17 protein-coding genes are annotated in these 15,478 nt (G+C 62.5%); 10 read left to right on the forward strand and 7 right to left on the reverse strand.

All coding sequences use genetic code 11. The features are described 5' to 3' along the window. The first annotated feature begins 125 nt into the window (after positions 1-125). The 5 genes from tpiA (at position 126) to SSA02_RS05935 (ending at position 4,280) form a co-directional block, all read left to right on the forward strand. Positions 126-875, forward strand: a complete 750-nt coding sequence (tpiA, locus tag SSA02_RS05915; protein WP_147093078.1) for a triose-phosphate isomerase — start codon at positions 126-128, stop codon at positions 873-875. A 34-nt stretch (positions 876-909) separates the two neighbouring features. Beyond that, the gene (gene secG / locus SSA02_RS05920; protein WP_147093080.1) at positions 910-1,269 is read left to right on the forward strand and encodes a preprotein translocase subunit SecG; all 360 of its coding nucleotides are present in this window, start codon (positions 910-912) and stop codon (positions 1,267-1,269) included. A gap of 92 nt (positions 1,270-1,361) precedes the next feature. Continuing rightward, entirely contained in the window at positions 1,362-2,993 is a 1,632-nt protein-coding gene (locus SSA02_RS05925) for a CTP synthase (RefSeq protein ID WP_147093082.1), read from the forward strand. Then, positions 2,990-3,817, forward strand: coding sequence for a 3-deoxy-8-phosphooctulonate synthase (kdsA, locus tag SSA02_RS05930; RefSeq protein WP_147093084.1), 828 nt, complete (start codon positions 2,990-2,992; stop codon positions 3,815-3,817). The genes SSA02_RS05925 and kdsA overlap by 4 nt, the downstream gene beginning before the upstream one ends. Beyond that, entirely contained in the window at positions 3,807-4,280 is a 474-nt protein-coding gene (locus tag SSA02_RS05935; protein WP_147093085.1) for an OsmC family protein, read from the forward strand. Before kdsA ends, SSA02_RS05935 begins: the two co-directional genes overlap by 11 nt. Here SSA02_RS05935 and SSA02_RS05940 read toward each other — a convergent pair. Beyond that, complete coding sequence (locus tag SSA02_RS05940) at positions 4,268-4,756, reverse strand: DUF3429 domain-containing protein (protein ID WP_147093087.1); 489 nt, start codon at positions 4,754-4,756, stop codon at positions 4,268-4,270. The genes SSA02_RS05935 and SSA02_RS05940 overlap by 13 nt on opposite strands. A 100-nt stretch (positions 4,757-4,856) precedes the next feature. On the opposite strand from SSA02_RS05940, the gene eno reads away from it, so the two are divergent. Together eno and SSA02_RS05950 are read left to right on the forward strand one after the other, a co-directional pair. Beyond that, entirely contained in the window at positions 4,857-6,137 is a 1,281-nt protein-coding gene (gene eno, locus SSA02_RS05945) for a phosphopyruvate hydratase (RefSeq protein WP_147093088.1), read from the forward strand. Between the two features lie 255 nt (positions 6,138-6,392). Continuing rightward, the gene (locus SSA02_RS05950; RefSeq protein WP_147093090.1) at positions 6,393-6,722 is read left to right on the forward strand and encodes an FtsB family cell division protein; all 330 of its coding nucleotides are present in this window, start codon (positions 6,393-6,395) and stop codon (positions 6,720-6,722) included. Positions 6,723-6,851: 129 nt separating this feature from the next. Here the strand turns inward: SSA02_RS05950 and rpmG are convergent, their stop codons facing one another. Next, entirely contained in the window at positions 6,852-7,019 is a 168-nt protein-coding gene (rpmG, locus tag SSA02_RS05955; RefSeq protein ID WP_023977387.1) for a 50S ribosomal protein L33, read from the reverse strand. 236 nt (positions 7,020-7,255) lie between these two features. Here rpmG and lexA point away from each other — a divergent pair, with 236 nt between their 5' ends. After that, on the forward strand, positions 7,256-7,987 hold the full coding sequence (gene lexA / locus SSA02_RS05960; RefSeq protein ID WP_147093092.1) for a transcriptional repressor LexA: 732 nt from the start codon (positions 7,256-7,258) through the stop codon (positions 7,985-7,987). A 124-nt stretch (positions 7,988-8,111) separates the two neighbouring features. Here the strand turns inward: lexA and SSA02_RS05965 are convergent, their stop codons facing one another. The 4 genes from SSA02_RS05965 to SSA02_RS05980 all read right to left on the reverse strand — a co-directional run bounded on the left by SSA02_RS05965 (position 8,112) and on the right by SSA02_RS05980 (position 13,093). Then, on the reverse strand, positions 8,112-8,678 hold the full coding sequence (locus SSA02_RS05965; RefSeq protein WP_147093094.1) for a hypothetical protein: 567 nt from the start codon (positions 8,676-8,678) through the stop codon (positions 8,112-8,114). A 263-nt stretch (positions 8,679-8,941) separates the two neighbouring features. Beyond that, positions 8,942-9,547 carry a CDP-diacylglycerol--glycerol-3-phosphate 3-phosphatidyltransferase gene (gene pgsA / locus SSA02_RS05970; RefSeq protein WP_147093096.1) on the reverse strand — a complete coding sequence of 202 codons (606 nt, stop codon included), beginning with the start codon at positions 9,545-9,547 and terminating at the stop codon, positions 8,942-8,944. A gap of 96 nt (positions 9,548-9,643) precedes the next feature. After that, positions 9,644-11,806, reverse strand: coding sequence for an excinuclease ABC subunit UvrC (gene uvrC, locus SSA02_RS05975; protein ID WP_246103663.1), 2,163 nt, complete (start codon positions 11,804-11,806; stop codon positions 9,644-9,646). A gap of 297 nt (positions 11,807-12,103) precedes the next feature. After that, the gene (locus SSA02_RS05980; protein ID WP_147093098.1) at positions 12,104-13,093 is read right to left on the reverse strand and encodes a dipeptidase; all 990 of its coding nucleotides are present in this window, start codon (positions 13,091-13,093) and stop codon (positions 12,104-12,106) included. 81 nt (positions 13,094-13,174) lie between these two features. On the opposite strand from SSA02_RS05980, the gene SSA02_RS05985 reads away from it, so the two are divergent. Next, positions 13,175-13,978, forward strand: coding sequence for an exodeoxyribonuclease III (locus tag SSA02_RS05985; RefSeq protein ID WP_147093099.1), 804 nt, complete (start codon positions 13,175-13,177; stop codon positions 13,976-13,978). A gap of 57 nt (positions 13,979-14,035) precedes the next feature. On the opposite strand, the gene SSA02_RS05990 is transcribed toward SSA02_RS05985, so the two are convergent. Beyond that, the gene (locus SSA02_RS05990; protein WP_147093101.1) at positions 14,036-14,755 is read right to left on the reverse strand and encodes a response regulator transcription factor; all 720 of its coding nucleotides are present in this window, start codon (positions 14,753-14,755) and stop codon (positions 14,036-14,038) included. Between the two features lie 200 nt (positions 14,756-14,955). Here SSA02_RS05990 and SSA02_RS05995 point away from each other — a divergent pair, with 200 nt between their 5' ends. Then, on the forward strand, positions 14,956-15,459 hold the full coding sequence (locus SSA02_RS05995; RefSeq protein WP_147093103.1) for a L,D-transpeptidase family protein: 504 nt from the start codon (positions 14,956-14,958) through the stop codon (positions 15,457-15,459). The last annotated feature ends 19 nt before the right edge of the window (positions 15,460-15,478 follow it).

Below are 15,478 nucleotides of genomic sequence, written 5' to 3' on the forward strand. Positions count from 1 at the left end.
TCGAAGAAACACCCGAAGCAGTGCGACGACACGAGAAGATGATCTGTCATGATCAAATTCACCCCTGTTTCGTAACAGGGCATATCAGCTAAGCCCGGTTGAAACCGAAACGGAGAGGGCAATCGATGCGCCAGATGATCATGGGCAACTGGAAAATGCATGGGCTGCGGGGTTCGGGCGAGAGGCTGGCGCGCGAGATCGCAAAGGGGGCGGATCCGGCTTGTGTCAGCCGCGATCTCGTCATTGCACCGCCTTTCACGCTTCTTTCCTCTCTGGCTCCGCTGCTCTCGCCTCATGGCATCGGTCTGGCCGCGCAGGATTGCCACGAGGATCCCGATGGCGCCCATACGGGCGATATCGCGGCACCGATGCTCGCCGATCTCGGCGTGAGCCATGTCATTCTTGGACATTCGGAGCGGCGCCAGAACCATCACGAATCCAGCGCGCTGATCTGCCGCAAGGTGGAAGCTGCACAGAAAAGCGGCCTCATTCCGGTCCTGTGCGTCGGGGAGACGGAGGCGGACAAGGCGGCGGACCGGGTCGAGGACGTTCTGGGACGTCAGATCGAGGAGTCCCTGCCGAGAGGGTTTTCGGGAATCGTGGCCTATGAGCCCGTCTGGGCGATCGGAACGGGCCAGGCAGCGACCGAACAGGATATCAGCGACCGCATGGCCTTCCTGCATGCTGCGATCGCGCGCCACCTCGAAACGGATGACAAAGCGACACGCATCCTGTATGGCGGCTCAGTCAAGCCCGAAGATGCCGCGTCCATCCTCGCCGTTCCAGGTGTCGGGGGCGTGCTTGTCGGCGGGGCGAGCCTGACCGCGGAGTCCTTCCTCGGCATCGCGCGGGCTGGCCTGAAGCCGGCATATTGACGGCGTTTTTATTCAGTTTCCTAGAAAGCCGGACATGACCACGCTGCTGCTTATCATCAATCTCTTCGTCACAGTCGCCCTCATCGGGGTGATCCTCATCCAGCGCAGCGAGGGTGGCGGTCTGGGCATCGGAAGCAGTCAGGGCATGGGGTCGTTCATGACCGGGCGCGGCACCGCCAATCTCCTGACCCGCACGACCTCCGTCCTTGCCGGGGTCTTCATGGTGCTGTGCCTTCTGCTTGCCGTGCTGAACCGGGGCGCCTCGACAAATGGCGGCAACGATATTCTTGCCCAGCCTGCAAACGCACCGGCCGGAACCAACACGGCACCCGCGTCCTCGACCGGAGCGGCAAAGGGCGCCGCCCCCGCAGAAGCACCCCCGGCGAAGCAGTAAGGCCACAGCAAGGGAAATATGTGATGCCGGGCTTCCTCCGGCATCATTCTTCTCGTTCCCTCCGATCGCGAACCGGTGTAGGAGAGCCTTCCATGACTCGGTTCGTATTCATCACCGGTGGCGTGGTTTCCTCTCTCGGCAAGGGTATCGCTTCGGCGGCACTCGCGGCTCTCCTCCAGGCGCGCGGCTACAAGGTCCGCATGCGCAAGCTGGACCCCTATCTCAACGTCGATCCCGGGACGATGAGTCCCTATCAGCACGGCGAGGTCTTCGTGACCGATGACGGCGCGGAGACGGATCTCGATCTCGGCCATTACGAGCGCTTTACCGGCGTTCATGCCCGCAAGGCCGATAATGCGACGACGGGGCGCATCTATTCCGAGGTCATCGCGCGCGAAAGACGCGGCGACTATCTCGGTGCGACCGTCCAGGTCATTCCTCACATCACCGATGCGATCAAGGAAGCCGTCGTTACGGGCACGGATGGCTACGATTTCGTCCTTGTCGAGATCGGGGGGACGGTCGGCGATATCGAGAGCCTGCCCTTCCTCGAGGCGATCCGTCAGCTGCGCAACGATCTCGGTCATGCACAGACCATGTGCGTGCACCTGACCCTCCTGCCCTATATCCCGGCAGCAGGAGAACTGAAGACGAAGCCGACGCAGCATTCCGTAAAGGAATTGCAGAATGTCGGCATCCAGCCCCAGATGCTGATCTGCCGCTCCGACCGGGCGATACCGAGCAATGAGAGACGCAAGATCGCGAATTTCTGCAACGTGCGTCCCGAGGCCGTGATTGCGGCCCTCGATGTCGACACGATCTATGCCTGTCCGATTTCCTACCACAAGGAAGGCATGGACGATGAGGTCCTGCGCTACTTCAACCTCCCGGTGGAGGGGGAGCCCGATCTCAGCCGCTGGATCGATATCGTCGAATCCCTCCGTCATCCTGACGGCGAGGTCCGGATTGCTGTCGTGGGCAAGTACACGGCCCTGCTCGACAGCTACAAATCCCTGATCGAGGCGCTTCTTCATGGCGGCATCGCCAACAAGGTCAAGGTGCGCCTCGAATGGGTCGAATCGGAAACCTTCGAGAAGAACCCGAACGCCATCGCCGCTCTCGGGCGGGTCGATGGCATTCTCGTGCCGGGCGGCTTCGGCGAGCGCGGCTCGGAAGGCAAGATCGAGGCCGTGCGCTATGCCAGAGAGAATGGCGTACCGTTTCTTGGGATCTGCTTCGGCATGCAGATGGCCGTGATCGAATGCGCCCGCTCGCTCGCGGGTCTCGAAAAAGCCTCCTCGACCGAGTTCGGCCCGACGGACGAACCGCTCGTGGGCCTCATGACGGAATGGGCGCGGGGCAACGAGATGCTCCGTCGTCGCGAGCATGGCGAACTCGGAGGCACGATGCGTCTCGGCGCCTATCCCGCAAAGCTCAAGGAGGGGTCGCGCGCCGCCGATATCTATGGCAGCACGGAAGTGCGCGAGCGGCATCGTCACCGTTACGAGGTGAACGTACATTATCGCGAGCAGCTCGAAAAGACCGGCCTCGTCTTCTCCGGCATGTCGCCCGATGACGTCCTTCCGGAAATCGTGGAATATCCGGATCATCCCTGGTTCATCGGCGTCCAGTATCACCCGGAATATCTCTCGAAGCCCTTTGCGCCGCATCCCCTGTTCGCCGGGTTCATCGGCGCCGCCGTCAGAAAGGCCCGCCTCGCATGAGCGCATTTTCCCTCGGCTCTCTCACGATCGGGAACGAACACCCGTTCACACTGATCGTCGGCCCCTGCCAGATCGAATCCAGGGCCCATGCGCGTGAAATGGCGGCGGCGATCTCCGAGATCTGCACCGCCTCGGGGACGGGCTGGATCTACAAGAGCTCGTTCGACAAGGCCAACCGGACCTCGCTCAGGGCGCAACGCGGCATCGGCATGAAGGAAGGGCTCGATATCCTCGCCGGAATTCGCGAGGAGTTCGGCTGTCCGGTCCTGACGGATGTGCACGGGCCGGAGCAATGCGCCCCTGCCGCCGAGGCGGTGGATGTGCTCCAGATCCCGGCTTTCCTGTGCCGGCAGACCGATCTCCTTCTCGCAGCAGGCGAGACGGGTCGCGCGATCAATGTGAAGAAGGGTCAGTTCCTGGCCCCCTGGGACATGGCGAATGTTGCCGCCAAGATCGCCTCGACCGGGAACGAGCGGGTCATGCTGTGCGAGCGTGGCACGAGCTTCGGCTACAATACGCTGGTCAACGACATGCGCGGTCTGCCGATCATGGCCGCCACCGGCTATCCTGTCGTTTTCGATGCGACCCATTCGGTGCAGCAGCCCGGTGGCCTCGGCGGCGCATCGGGAGGGCAGCGGGAATTCGTCGCCCCTCTGGCGCGTGCGGCCGTTGCGATCGGGGTCGCGGCGGTTTTCATCGAGACGCATGAAGATCCCGATCGCGCGCCGAGCGACGGCCCGACGATGCTTCCGGTGTCGCAGCTCGGTTCCCTGCTCCGCCAGCTCAAGGCGCTCGATACGCTCGTCAAGACCGATGCCGGCTAAACGCCATATCTACACGGTCGAAACGGAGTGGACAGGCAATCACGGGCTCGGTACCCGGTCCTGGCATGTATACGGACGCAATCACGTCATCGTCGCCGATGGAAAGCCTGCCATACAGGGCTCTGCCGATCCGAGCTTCCATGGCGATCCGACCGGGTGGAACCCGGGTGAGCTTCTGCTGGCATCGCTGAGCGCGTGCCACAAGCTCTGGTATCTCGGTCTTTGTGCCGGAGCCGGGATCGTCGTGACGGCCTATCGCGATCACGCCGAGGCGGTGATGGTGGAATCGCCGATGGGCGAAGGCGTGTTCGAAAGCGCACTCCTGCGCCCCCATATCTCACTTTCCGGCCTGGGCCTGATCGAGCGTGCGCAGGCTCTGCACGATCAGGCCCATGCGCATTGTTTCATCGCGCGCTCGGTGACCTTTCCCGTGATCTGCGAACCCGTCTTTCAGATCGTATAGGCCTCGAGGGGCGCGCTCAGGCACGCGGCGAGGCAGACGATCACGATGGCGGTGAGAACGGCCCGGAAAGGGAAATAGCCCGGAGGAAGAGCGCCCTTGCGATATGCGGCGCGTTCGGCGGCGAGAACCGCGAGGAAGCCGACGATCTCGATCACGATCCCGCCGCGCGGCGACCACACCACACCGGTATAGACCGCGATCCAGCCGAACAGAGCCGGGAGCACGCCCAGCACGAGCCGTCGCCTGTTGAGCGCCCCGAGCCCCTGGGCCGGGACGATCGCGGGCTGCTCGAGTGCGAGCCCCCAGTGAACCGCGCCAAGAAACGACAGGATACATCCGCCATAGGCGAGAACGGCGACGCCGATATGCGTGACCGGCCCGAGACTGCCCCAGAAAAGTGCCGCCATGGCAAGGCAGAGAAACGGAACCAGGCCGCCGGCTCCGAGGAAAACGACCAGGGGTGATAAGGGTCTCACGGAATATCCATCCTCATTTCACATTACGTCAGTTGACAGCGCCAGTGTCTCGACGCCTTGTGATGCCCGAAGTTCAAACGTTCAAACAGGGAGCCCCCAAATGAGCGCCATTATTGATATCATTGCGCGTGAGATCCTGGATAGCCGCGGCAACCCGACTGTCGAGGTCGAGGTCGAGCTGTCGTCCGGAGCGAAGGGGCGCGCCGCCGTCCCGTCGGGCGCCTCGACCGGCGCGCATGAAGCCGTCGAGCTGCGTGACGGCGATTCCGGGCGCTACGGCGGCAAGGGCGTTCTCAAGGCCGCATCCTTCGCCGAAGGGGAAATCCTGGACGCCCTGCAGGGTGCCGAATCGTCCGATCAGATCGCGATCGACGAGGCGATGATCGAGCTCGACGGAACCCCCAACAAGGCCCGTCTGGGCGCGAATTCGATCCTCGCCGTGTCGCTTGCGGTTGCGAAGGCGACTGCGATCGAGCTCGACGTGCCGCTCTATCGCTATGTCGGTGGCGTATTCGCGCATACCCTGCCCGTCCCGATGATGAACATCGTCAATGGCGGCCAGCATGCCGACAATCCCATCGACATCCAGGAGTTCATGATCCAGCCGGTCGGCGCCCCGACGATCATGGATGCCGTGCGCATGGGGTCGGAAATCTTCGCCCGCCTCAAGAAAAACCTCTCCGCAGCCGGACACAACACCAATGTCGGCGATGAAGGCGGGTTCGCACCCGGTCTGAAATCCGCCGACGAGGCGCTCGGCTTCATCTCGAAGGCTGTCGAGGATGCAGGGTATCGCCCCGGCGAGGACGTGACCTTTGCGCTCGATTGCGCCGCAACGGAATTCTATCGTGACGGCCGCTACAAGATGGACGGCGAAGGCCGCGATCTCGATTCCGCCGGCATGATCGACTATCTGGCCGATCTCGCCAACCGTTATCCGATCGTGTCGATCGAAGACGGTCTGGCGGAGGACGACTGGGAGGGCTGGGCCGAACTGACCCGCAAGCTCGGCCACTCGCTGCAGCTCGTCGGTGACGATCTCTTCGTGACGAACACCGAGCGTCTGGTACGCGGAATCGAGAACAGCACGGCGAACGCGCTTCTGGTGAAGGTCAACCAGATCGGCACGCTGACAGAGACGCTGCGCGCGATGGAAACCGCCCATCGGGCGGGCTACAAATGCGTCATGAGCCACCGCTCGGGCGAGACGGAGGATTCGGTGATCGCCGATCTCGCGGTCGCGACGAATTGCGGCCAGATCAAGACCGGCTCGCTTTCGCGCTCCGATCGCACGGCGAAATACAATCAGCTCATCCGGATCGAGAACGAGCTTGCGACCGCCGCCCGTTACGCCGGTCGCTCGATCCTGCCGCGCGGCTGATCCCGACATCCGGAGGTGGCGGGTCTCCCTCCCCCTCCGGCGTCAAGAGCGCCCCCCGGGAACGATGCTTCGGGAACGATGCTTCGGGGGGCGCGCTTCGGAGACGGCGCTTCGGGGCTGCCTTCCGGCCCCCATATCGCCCCTCGCATTAAGGCTGTATCGTAGCCTTCGGCTCGTATAAGCTCTTCCCGCAAGACCGGATTCCGTTCCGGTTCACGGCGCCCAGCCTCATCATGCCGCGTTCAGGGAGCTTCCGTGCAGATCGTTCGTGCCATTCGCCGTTTTCTTCGTGTCGTGGTTCCGCCGACGCTGTTTCTCGGTCTTACGGCTTATTTCGGCTGGAATGCCGTCCATGGCGAACATGGCATCAATGCCTATCACACCCAGACGAAGCTGATGGAAGACGCCCGGCAGGCCGAGCAGGATGCCAATGCCGAACAGGCTGTCTGGCGCAGGCGCGTCGCCAGCCTGAACGAGCGCGCGCTCGATGCCGACATGCTCGACGAGCGTTCACGCGCCATGCTGAATCTCGCCCGGGAAGGCGATACGGTCATTCCCTACGGCCCTCACGACCGGCTCTGGTAGCCCCGGGCCCGGTTTTTCCGAACGGGCATAGGTCGCACGGAACCTGTCGACCCGTTGCCCGGATCCGGTGCCGGGCCAAAAAAAAACGGCCCGTGAGGGCCGCTTTTCCTGTCGTCAGACGATGTCGCCTTACTTGATCTTCGCTTCGCGGAAAGCGACATGCTTGCGCACGACGGGGTCATACTTGCGTACTTCCATCTTGCCGGTCGCGGAGCGGGCGTTCTTCTTCGTCACGTAGAAATATCCGGTATCCGCGGTCGAAACGAGACGGATCTGGATGACATTGGTCTTGGCCATGTGGTCCTCGCAAACTGATCTGTCGCTGCGCGCGACATGAACGGCAGCGTTTTCAAGCTGGGCGCATAAATGCGTGCATTACCCGCTGCGGTCAAGTGTTTCCGCCATGCGCGGCGATAATTTTGTGCGCTGCGGCGAAAACGACTTGAAGGGATCGAAGCAGGAACTTAATAAGAACGTTACGTTTCAGGGCCATCCGGCCGCGCGCTCCCCGCCACGGAGAGAGAGGACCCCCCATGCTGACACGCAAGCAACATCAGCTTCTGGTATTCATCGACGGATATCTCAGGCGCACGGGATTTTCTCCCTCTTTCGACGAAATGAAGGAAGCTCTCGATCTCCGGTCGAAATCGGGCATTCACAGACTTATTTCCGCACTGGAGGAGCGCGGCTTTCTCCGCCGCCATCACCACCGGGCGCGCGCGCTGGAGATCCTGCGCCTGCCTGTAACCGAATCGACGCCTCAGGCGGCGCCCGCAGGGGCACCGGCCAATACGCATACCGCCGAGACGGGCACGTTTCCGCGGCTTGCCCATAGTCACGATCCGGCGCGGCCCTCCCCTCTGGACGAGGCACGCAGCCCGGTAATCGGGGTCCCGCTTTTCGGGCGCATCGCTGCCGGTCTGCCGATCGAAGCCTTCCGGGATCAAGGCGAGCAGATCGAGATTCCCGCGGGTCAGCTCGGGAGCGGCCAGCATTACGCCCTGCATGTTTCGGGCGAGTCGATGATCGAGGCGGGTATCCTGGACGGCGATACCGTCATTATCCGCCAGACGGAGACTGCGGAAAACGGCCAGATCGTCGTGGCCCTCGTCGACGGGCAGGAGGTCACACTCAAACGCCTGCGGCAAAAAGGAAAATCGATCGCGCTCGAGCCCGCGAACGCCCATTTCGAGACCCAGATCTTCCCGCAGAACCGGGTCAGCATACAGGGCGTATTGATCGGTCTCTACCGCCGTTACGACTGACGTTGCGACTGGGCGACCAGGCAACCGGGCTTCGCCTTGCGCGAGGGTCGGGACAGTCACCCGGTGCGTTCCGGACTCCCGCCGGAAGCCGTTCCGGCGAGTTCCCTCCCGGGACCGGATCCGGTCAGGGCTTCGAGGCGGCGCCGTCCTTCGTTACCCTCACCGTCCCATCGGGCGCGATCAGAGTGGTCGTTCCGTCTCCGTTCGGAATGACGATGGTGCCGCTTCGCGAGGGGGAGATGTATTTTCCGGCATTGTCCTCGACCGAGGAAGGCAGGCTCGGCCGGGTCGGCGGACGGACCCCGTTGACAACATTGTCATGTTCTCCGATGGACAGCACGCCGCCATCGTCGAAGAGCGGTCCGTTATCGTGCCCTTCTCCATGATTCGTCGCCATGGCTCCGAAATAGCTGTTCGGATCGGACAGCGATTCGGTCAGTCCATGAGGTGAGGATTCGACGTCGCGCAATGTCGGCAAAGGCTGGGGAGCGCCGGGCCACACATTGCCGCTGGCAGGGAGGATCGGCTCGGCGACATAGCTGTGCCCCCTCACCCGGGCGAGATTTTCGGAGGTCCCCTCCGGCATGTTCGGATTGGCGCCGGGAAGGCTTGCGGTGTCATGCACGAACTTGCCAAAGCCGGAACAGCCACTCAGGAATGCGGACAGCGCCAAAAGAGCGGCCTTCTTCATTTTATACTCCGGAAAACACATCTTTGATTTTTTAGGCGCACTGCCGTAACATTGCCAGATACAGAAGATGTATAGAATGTGCGCCCGGAATACCAGTCACGCCCGATACCAGTCATGCGGCCCACGTCGCCGCGCGACATTTCGGGATGCACGGCGCGCCCGGCCCTCTTTTCTCACACGCCGTCTCACGATGCCGGGAGTCCCGCCTCGTATGACGAGGAGGACGACGCGGTTTTCCTGACAGGGTGCGAGTCGCTACGGGATCAGGAGGTGGCCTTGCGCGCGGCGGTTTTCCCGCGAACGCTCACCATCCGCGACACGCCCGTGACGAGATATCCCCAGCCGCTGAGAACGGTCGGCACGACGGAGATCCAGAGCAGCATCGAGCCCAGAGCAGGGAAAGACACGAAGCCGAGCCCGATTTCCCGGGGCATTGCGTCCCCAGCCAGAAGAAACCCGATCGCGACCATCTGGATGCCCGTCTTCCATTTGGCGAGGCGCGTCGAAGGCAGGGTCGCTGCCTGGCTTGCCATATATTCGCGCAGGCCGCTAACCATGATCTCGCGCACGAGAATGACGATCGCCGCAAAAAGCGCACCGTCCACCAGACGACCGTATCCCGCCAGCGCCAGAAGCAGGGCGCCGACGAGCAGCTTGTCGGCGATCGGATCCATCATCCGGCCCAGTTCCGAGCCCTGCTGCCAACGCCGCGCGAGCATACCGTCCAGATAATCCGTGATGCAGGCCGCAATATAGAGGAGACAGGCCGCCGCATCGGCCCAGGCCGCATCGACGGCGATGAGTGCGATGAGCACGGGAATGGAACCGATGCGAAGCAAAGTGAGGATATTGGGCAGATCCGTCAGCATGTATCGATCCTAGGGCCGGCCATTGGTGTCACAGGTCAGAGAGCGCGTCCGGCCCATGATAGGGAGAGTGTCGCACCGTTCATAGCGGCACATCCCCTATTGCGGGTGAAAAAACTGATAAATGCTGCGTGCGGTTTCTCCGCTGATTCCGGGAACGGCGGCGAGTTCGTCCATTCCCGCCTGCCTGACGCCTTTCAGAGAGCCGAAATGATTGAGCAAGGCCCTCTTTCGCACGGCACCGATCCCCGGAACGGCGTCGAGCTCCGAGCTGCGGATCGCCTTGCTTCGCCCGGCGCGATGGGTCGTGATCGCAAAACGATGGGCCTCGTCCCGCAATCTCTGGAGATAATAGAGCACGGGGTCGTTGGGAGGAAGCTGGAACGGGGATCGTCCGTCCTGGAAGAACCACTCCCGCCCCGCATCGCGATCCGGACCTTTCGCGATCGCGACGATCGGCACCCCTTGCACGCCGAGTTCCGAAAGCACGGCCTTGACGGCATTGAACTGCCCGAGACCGCCATCGATCAGCAGGAGATCCGGCCAGTCCTGGGGGCGTTCATTGCCCTCGCTTTCCTCGCTGCGGCGTCCGAAACGCCGCTCCATCACTTCGCGCATCATGCCGAAATCGTCGCCGGGCGTTACCGGCCCCCTTATGGTGAATTTCCGGTAGGCCCGCTTGACGAAGCCCTCCGGCCCACCGACGACCATGACGCCATAGGCGTGTTGTCCCATGATGTGCGAGTTGTCGTAGGTCTCGATACGCTGCGGCACGGCATCGAGCCCGAAAGTCGAGGCAACACCCTCGAGCAGCTTGCGGATCCCGGCAGTTTCCGCAAGACGCCGTTCCAGCGCCTCGCGGGCGTTCGTTTCGGCATGGACCACGACCTCGCGCCGTTCCCCGCGCTTCGGCTGGACGAGTTCGACCTTGCGTCCCCTCTTCAGCGTCAGCGCTTCCGAGACGAGATCGAACTCCGCCGGATCGGCATTGAGCAGGATCTGGGCGGGCGGCGGCTTGTCATCGTAGAACTGGAGCAGGAAAGCAGAGAGGATATCCGCAGGCGCATCGTCATCGGCGTGATCGGGATAGAAGGCGCGGTTTCCGTTATTGCGGCTGTTGCGGATGAAAAAGACCTGTATGCAGCTCTTGCCTGCCTCCTGCCACAGGGCGACGATATCGGCATCCCCGATCGAGGCCGGATTGATGATCCCCGATTCCTGCATGCTCGAAAATCCGCGTATCCGGTCGCGGATGGTCGCGGCGCGCTCGAACTCCAGCGCCTCCGAAGCCTTCTCCATTTCCTCGACGAGCGCTTTTTGCACATCGGTGCTCTTGCCTGACAGGAACTGCCTGGTTTCCTCGACGAGCGCGCCGTAACCGTCCTCGTCGATGCGCCCGACGCAGGGCGCGGAGCAACGCCTGATCTGGAACAGGAGACAGGGACGGGTACGGGAAGACAGCACGGCGTCGCTGCACGACCGGAGGAGGAAACTGCGCTGGATGAGATTGAGAGTCTGGTTGACCGCCCAGGCTGAGGCGAACGGCCCCCAATAGGTGGCGTCCTTGACCGGCCGTCCGCGCTGCTTGGTGATCTGGGGAAAGGCATGCCCCTCGGTCAGCATGATCCAGGGATAGGATTTGTCATCGCGCAGGAGAATGTTGAACCGGGGCTTCATCTTCTTGATGAAGTTGGCCTCCAGAAGGAGGGCCTCCGCCTCGGTGCGGGTCGTGACGATCTCCATCTGGCGGGTCAGACTGACCATACGGCGGAGCCGCTCCGGGAGCTGGTTGAGCCGCAGATAGGACGACACACGTTTCCTGAGACTCAGCGCCTTGCCGACATAGAGCACTTCGCCCTTTGCGCCGAGCATACGATAGACGCCGGGAGAGAACGGAATGGTCCTGAGCGCTTCCCTGATGGCGTCCGGTCCCTCGGCCACGCGCGCCTCGCTGCCCGCGACAGCCCTGTCCCCGGCGTTCCCGGCCTGATCGTTTTCGGCTTCATGGTCTTCGGGACGAGGCTCTTCCCCGATAGGCTGCGCCTTGCGCGACCGGCGCCGTTCCGCACCCTCAGGATCCATTACGTCCGCACGGATATCGTCGGACGCATGATCGTCGCATGCCTCATCGTCGCACTCGGGCTCGAACTCGGGCTCGGATTCGTGCTCGGGCGCATCCCGCATCGCGGCATCGACATCATGAGGCCTGTCTTCAGGCCCGGCGCTCCGCTCCGGATCTGCGGTTTCGCGAGGGGAACTCATCGCTCACCCACCGGGGCGAAGGAGAGACGCGGTTCATCCACGGAAGATGTGGATAAGTCTGTGGGACAACGCATGACAAACTGATGACAGGCGCAGTTTCTGGCGCTTTGTGACGCATTGCCTAAATTTTGAGCAGTTCGATATAACACGTTGAAAATCAACAATTTTGGAAAACCATATGAAGGAACACAGCGCAAGACCCTGGAATTACACGGAGTCAATAGGGCCAATGCGCGGAAAGTGGACAAATTCCACACATCTGACTCCAGAACGATCCTGTTTTGTTCGGGTTCCTTCCTAGAATTTCTCCGCCTCCCCCATGACGCGCAGAAAATTTCCGCCCCAGATCGCCGCCAGATCCGCCTCGGTCATGCCGCGTCGCAACAGCGCCTCGGTCACTGCCGGGGCTTGCGCAGCGTCCGTCCAGCCCTCGATTCCACCGCCGCCATCGAAATCAGACGAGAGACCCACATGGGCAAGCCCGATCCGGTCTGCGACATAAGCGACATGATGCGCCAGATCGTCGACATTGGCCCGCCCCTCACGGGACGGCTTGAGGAAGCCGGACATCGCGGTGATCTGGATGACACCGCCCGAATCCCTCAGCCGGAAGAGCTGTTCGTCGTCGAGATTGCGCGGATGATCGCATAATGCACGCGCGCAGGAGTGACTTGCGATGACCGGACCGTCGGCGAGATCGACCGCCTGCATCATCGTCGATTTCGCAGCATGGGAAACGTCGATGAGAATACCCGAGGCATTCATCCTCGCGATAACCTGACGACCGAGAGCGGAAAGCCCACCATGCAATGACGCGCCGTCGCCCAGAGCCGGAAGCGGAATGGCCGCATCGGCAAGGTCGTTATGGCCGTTATGGGTCAGGGTGATATAGCGCACCCCTCTCCCGGCGAGAACGGCGACACGTTCGGGATCGCCGCCCAGACCGTGCCCGTTCTCCATCGCAGGGACGATCGCCACATCGCCGCGCGCGACTGCCTCGGAAACCGCCTGAGCCGTGGTGCAAAGGGCTGCTCCCGGGCCGGTCAACCCGCAAATGGTGTCCAGCATCGCCTGAGCGCGGGTCCAGGCTGCCTCACGCGCCTCGTCGCTGCGCTCGGTCTGGGGAATATAGGCCGCAAGACAGACCGCCTTCATGCCCCCCTGGACCAGCCTGGGCAGATCGACCTGTCGCGCGGGAGACCCTGCGAGGAAGTCATCCCGATCGGGCCAGGGAATATCGATATGGGAGTCGAGTGTCAGAAGGCGGGCGTGGAGGTCGGAGGTCATAATCGTCTAGATGGTCTATCGCGGCGGGACGGCAAGTGGCATTGCTGCAGTTTCCGCCAGCTGTGAGGGACGATCGACACCATGCGTCTGATGACGTGGAATATCAACTCGCTGCGCCTGAGACTGCCTCTTCTCGCGCGTCTCGCTGCCGGGCAGAGGCCCGACATCATCTGTCTGCAGGAGACCAAGGTCCCCGATGCCCTGTTCCCGGCAGAGGCGATCCGAAAGATGGGTTACCCTCATTTCCATTTCGCGGGGATGAAAGGATATAACGGCGTCGCCATTCTCTCGCGCCACGCGATGACACCGCTCGACGCGGCGCCCGACTGGTGCGGAAAGGGCGATACCCGCCATATCGCGGTGAGGCTCGAGACCGCGCAAGGCCCGATCGTCCTGCACGATTTCTACGTTCCGGCCGGCGGCGACGTGCCGGACCCCGCCCTGAACGGGAAATACGCCCATAAACTGGCTTTTCTCGACGAGGTCACCGCCTGGTTCAGGGCCAACAGGCCGGAACGGGCGATCGTGGTCGGCGATCTCAATATCGCGCCGCTCGAGAACGATGTGTGGAGCCACAGGCAGCTCCTGCAGGTCGTAAGCCATACGGAACCCGAGATCGCACGGCTCGAAGCATGGCAGGATACGGGCTTTGTCGATGCGATGCGTGCCCTCGTCCCGCAGGACGAAAAGCTCTACACATGGTGGTCGTATCGCAACCGGGACTGGAAGAAATCGGATCGCGGCCGTCGGCTGGATCACGTCTGGATCACGCCGGATCTTCGCCCGACCCTGCAGAACATGGCGGTCCTGCGTGACGTGCGCGACTGGGACAGCCCTTCGGATCATGTCCCGGTCGTCGTCGATCTGGATCTCGACATGGCCTGAGCATTTGCGCCCCCGATCGCTCTGTCCTGATCGGGGGGAGAGAGACGCGCGACCGCCTCAGCTCATGAGGGCGTCGCTTCCCTCCGGGTTGAGCCGGTAGCCGCCGCCCTCGGTCAGGAGCAGGGAGGCATTGGCCGGATCCGGCTCGATCTTCTGGCGCAGGCGATAGATATGCGTCTCGAGCGTATGGGTAGTGACCGCCGCGTTATAGCCCCAGACCTCGTTGAGCAGCACCTGACGTGCGATGGGCCGATGACCTGCACGGTAGAGATACTTGAGAATTGCCGCTTCCTTCTCCGTCAGGCGTATCCGGCGGTTCTTGGCAGGCTCCTGCAGGATCTTGGAAGACGGGCGGAAGAGATACGGACCGATCGGGAAGACAGCGTCCTCGCTGTTCTCGAACAGGCGCAGCTGGGCACGCAGCCGGGCGAGCAGCTCGGCAATGCGGAACGGCTTGGCGACATAGTCGTTCGCCCCGGCATCGAGCCCACGGACGACATCCGCCTCGTCATCGGATCCGGTCAGGATGATGATCGGCATACGGATCCCCTGCCGGCGCAGCTCGGCGCAGAAATCGCGTCCATCGCCATCGGGAAGGGTCACGTCGAGAAGGATCGCATCGACACGCGCATCGGTAACGCTCAGCTTATCCCTGGCATCGGCAACGGAAACGGCCTGGATCGGGTCGAATTCGCCTTCGAGCTTGAGCTGTTCCACCAGAAGCTGACGAAGCGTATCGTCATCATCGACAATCAGGACAGGACGCGGACCAGGCATGGACAACCTTCTCTCACCAGCTTGAGGAATACCTCCGTCTCCGGGATCAGCCCCTGTGCGGAGGAAAGAGCCTCATTTTGATGTGAGCCTTACACGGATCTCACAGGCTCGCCAATGCAAGCGGCCTGCCGGGAGCCGCGGATATCGTTTTTTAGACGGTAAATACCCAAAAATTAATGTTTTAGCGTGAGGAGTATGAAATGAATGTCATTTTGCGCCCTGTCGGTGTCCATGAGGCCGTCATTCTGCTGGACGGTGCGCAGATCCCCGTCGCGATCGGCGCAGGCGGGATCAGCGCCCACAAGAACGAGGGAGATCACGCGACCCCGGTCGGCGTCCTGCCGTTTCGCCGGGTTTTCTATCGTGCGGACAGAACATCCCGCCCGGAAACGACGCTCCCGGTCGAGGCCTTGTCGCCTCACGACGGGTGGTGTGACGATGCGGGCCATCCCGATTACAACCGCTTCGTAACCACACCCCATCCGGCCAGCCACGAACGCCTCTGGCGCGATGACAACAGCTACGATCTGATCGTCGTTCTCGGCTGGAACGATCTCAGCCCTGTCCCCGGTCGCGGCTCCGCCATTTTCATGCATCTCCCGACCCGGAGCGGCTTTACCGAAGGCTGTATCGCCCTCCCGGATGCGAGCCTGAGGCAGCTGTTGCGCAGAGGAGTCTCCGGGATCGAGGTGCAGGGTCACTGACGCCGGACTCCCGGCGCGC

It is taken from the genome of Swaminathania salitolerans, assembly GCF_007988945.1.
In the GTDB taxonomy this organism is placed as follows: domain Bacteria; phylum Pseudomonadota; class Alphaproteobacteria; order Acetobacterales; family Acetobacteraceae; genus Swaminathania; species Swaminathania salitolerans.

Bases quoted from the DNA above. Each gene is read 5' to 3' on its own strand.
- eno (WP_147093088.1), top strand. From the start codon at position 4,857: ATGAGCGCCATTATTGATATCATTGCGCGTGAGATCCTGGATAGCCGC.
- SSA02_RS05985 (WP_147093099.1), top strand. From the start codon at position 13,175: ATGCGTCTGATGACGTGGAATATCAACTCGCTGCGCCTGAGACTGCCT.
- secG (WP_147093080.1), top strand. From the start codon at position 910: ATGACCACGCTGCTGCTTATCATCAATCTCTTCGTCACAGTCGCCCTC.
- SSA02_RS05925 (WP_147093082.1), top strand. From the start codon at position 1,362: ATGACTCGGTTCGTATTCATCACCGGTGGCGTGGTTTCCTCTCTCGGC.
- SSA02_RS05990 (WP_147093101.1), bottom strand. From the start codon at position 14,755: ATGCCTGGTCCGCGTCCTGTCCTGATTGTCGATGATGACGATACGCTT.
- kdsA (WP_147093084.1), top strand. From the start codon at position 2,990: ATGAGCGCATTTTCCCTCGGCTCTCTCACGATCGGGAACGAACACCCG.
- tpiA (WP_147093078.1), top strand. From the start codon at position 126: ATGCGCCAGATGATCATGGGCAACTGGAAAATGCATGGGCTGCGGGGT.
- SSA02_RS05980 (WP_147093098.1), bottom strand. From the start codon at position 13,093: ATGACCTCCGACCTCCACGCCCGCCTTCTGACACTCGACTCCCATATC.
- uvrC (WP_246103663.1), bottom strand. From the start codon at position 11,806: ATGAGTTCCCCTCGCGAAACCGCAGATCCGGAGCGGAGCGCCGGGCCT.
- SSA02_RS05995 (WP_147093103.1), top strand. From the start codon at position 14,956: ATGAATGTCATTTTGCGCCCTGTCGGTGTCCATGAGGCCGTCATTCTG.
- SSA02_RS05965 (WP_147093094.1), bottom strand. From the start codon at position 8,678: ATGAAGAAGGCCGCTCTTTTGGCGCTGTCCGCATTCCTGAGTGGCTGT.
- lexA (WP_147093092.1), top strand. From the start codon at position 7,256: ATGCTGACACGCAAGCAACATCAGCTTCTGGTATTCATCGACGGATAT.
- SSA02_RS05935 (WP_147093085.1), top strand. From the start codon at position 3,807: ATGCCGGCTAAACGCCATATCTACACGGTCGAAACGGAGTGGACAGGC.
- pgsA (WP_147093096.1), bottom strand. From the start codon at position 9,547: ATGCTGACGGATCTGCCCAATATCCTCACTTTGCTTCGCATCGGTTCC.
- rpmG (WP_023977387.1), bottom strand. From the start codon at position 7,019: ATGGCCAAGACCAATGTCATCCAGATCCGTCTCGTTTCGACCGCGGAT.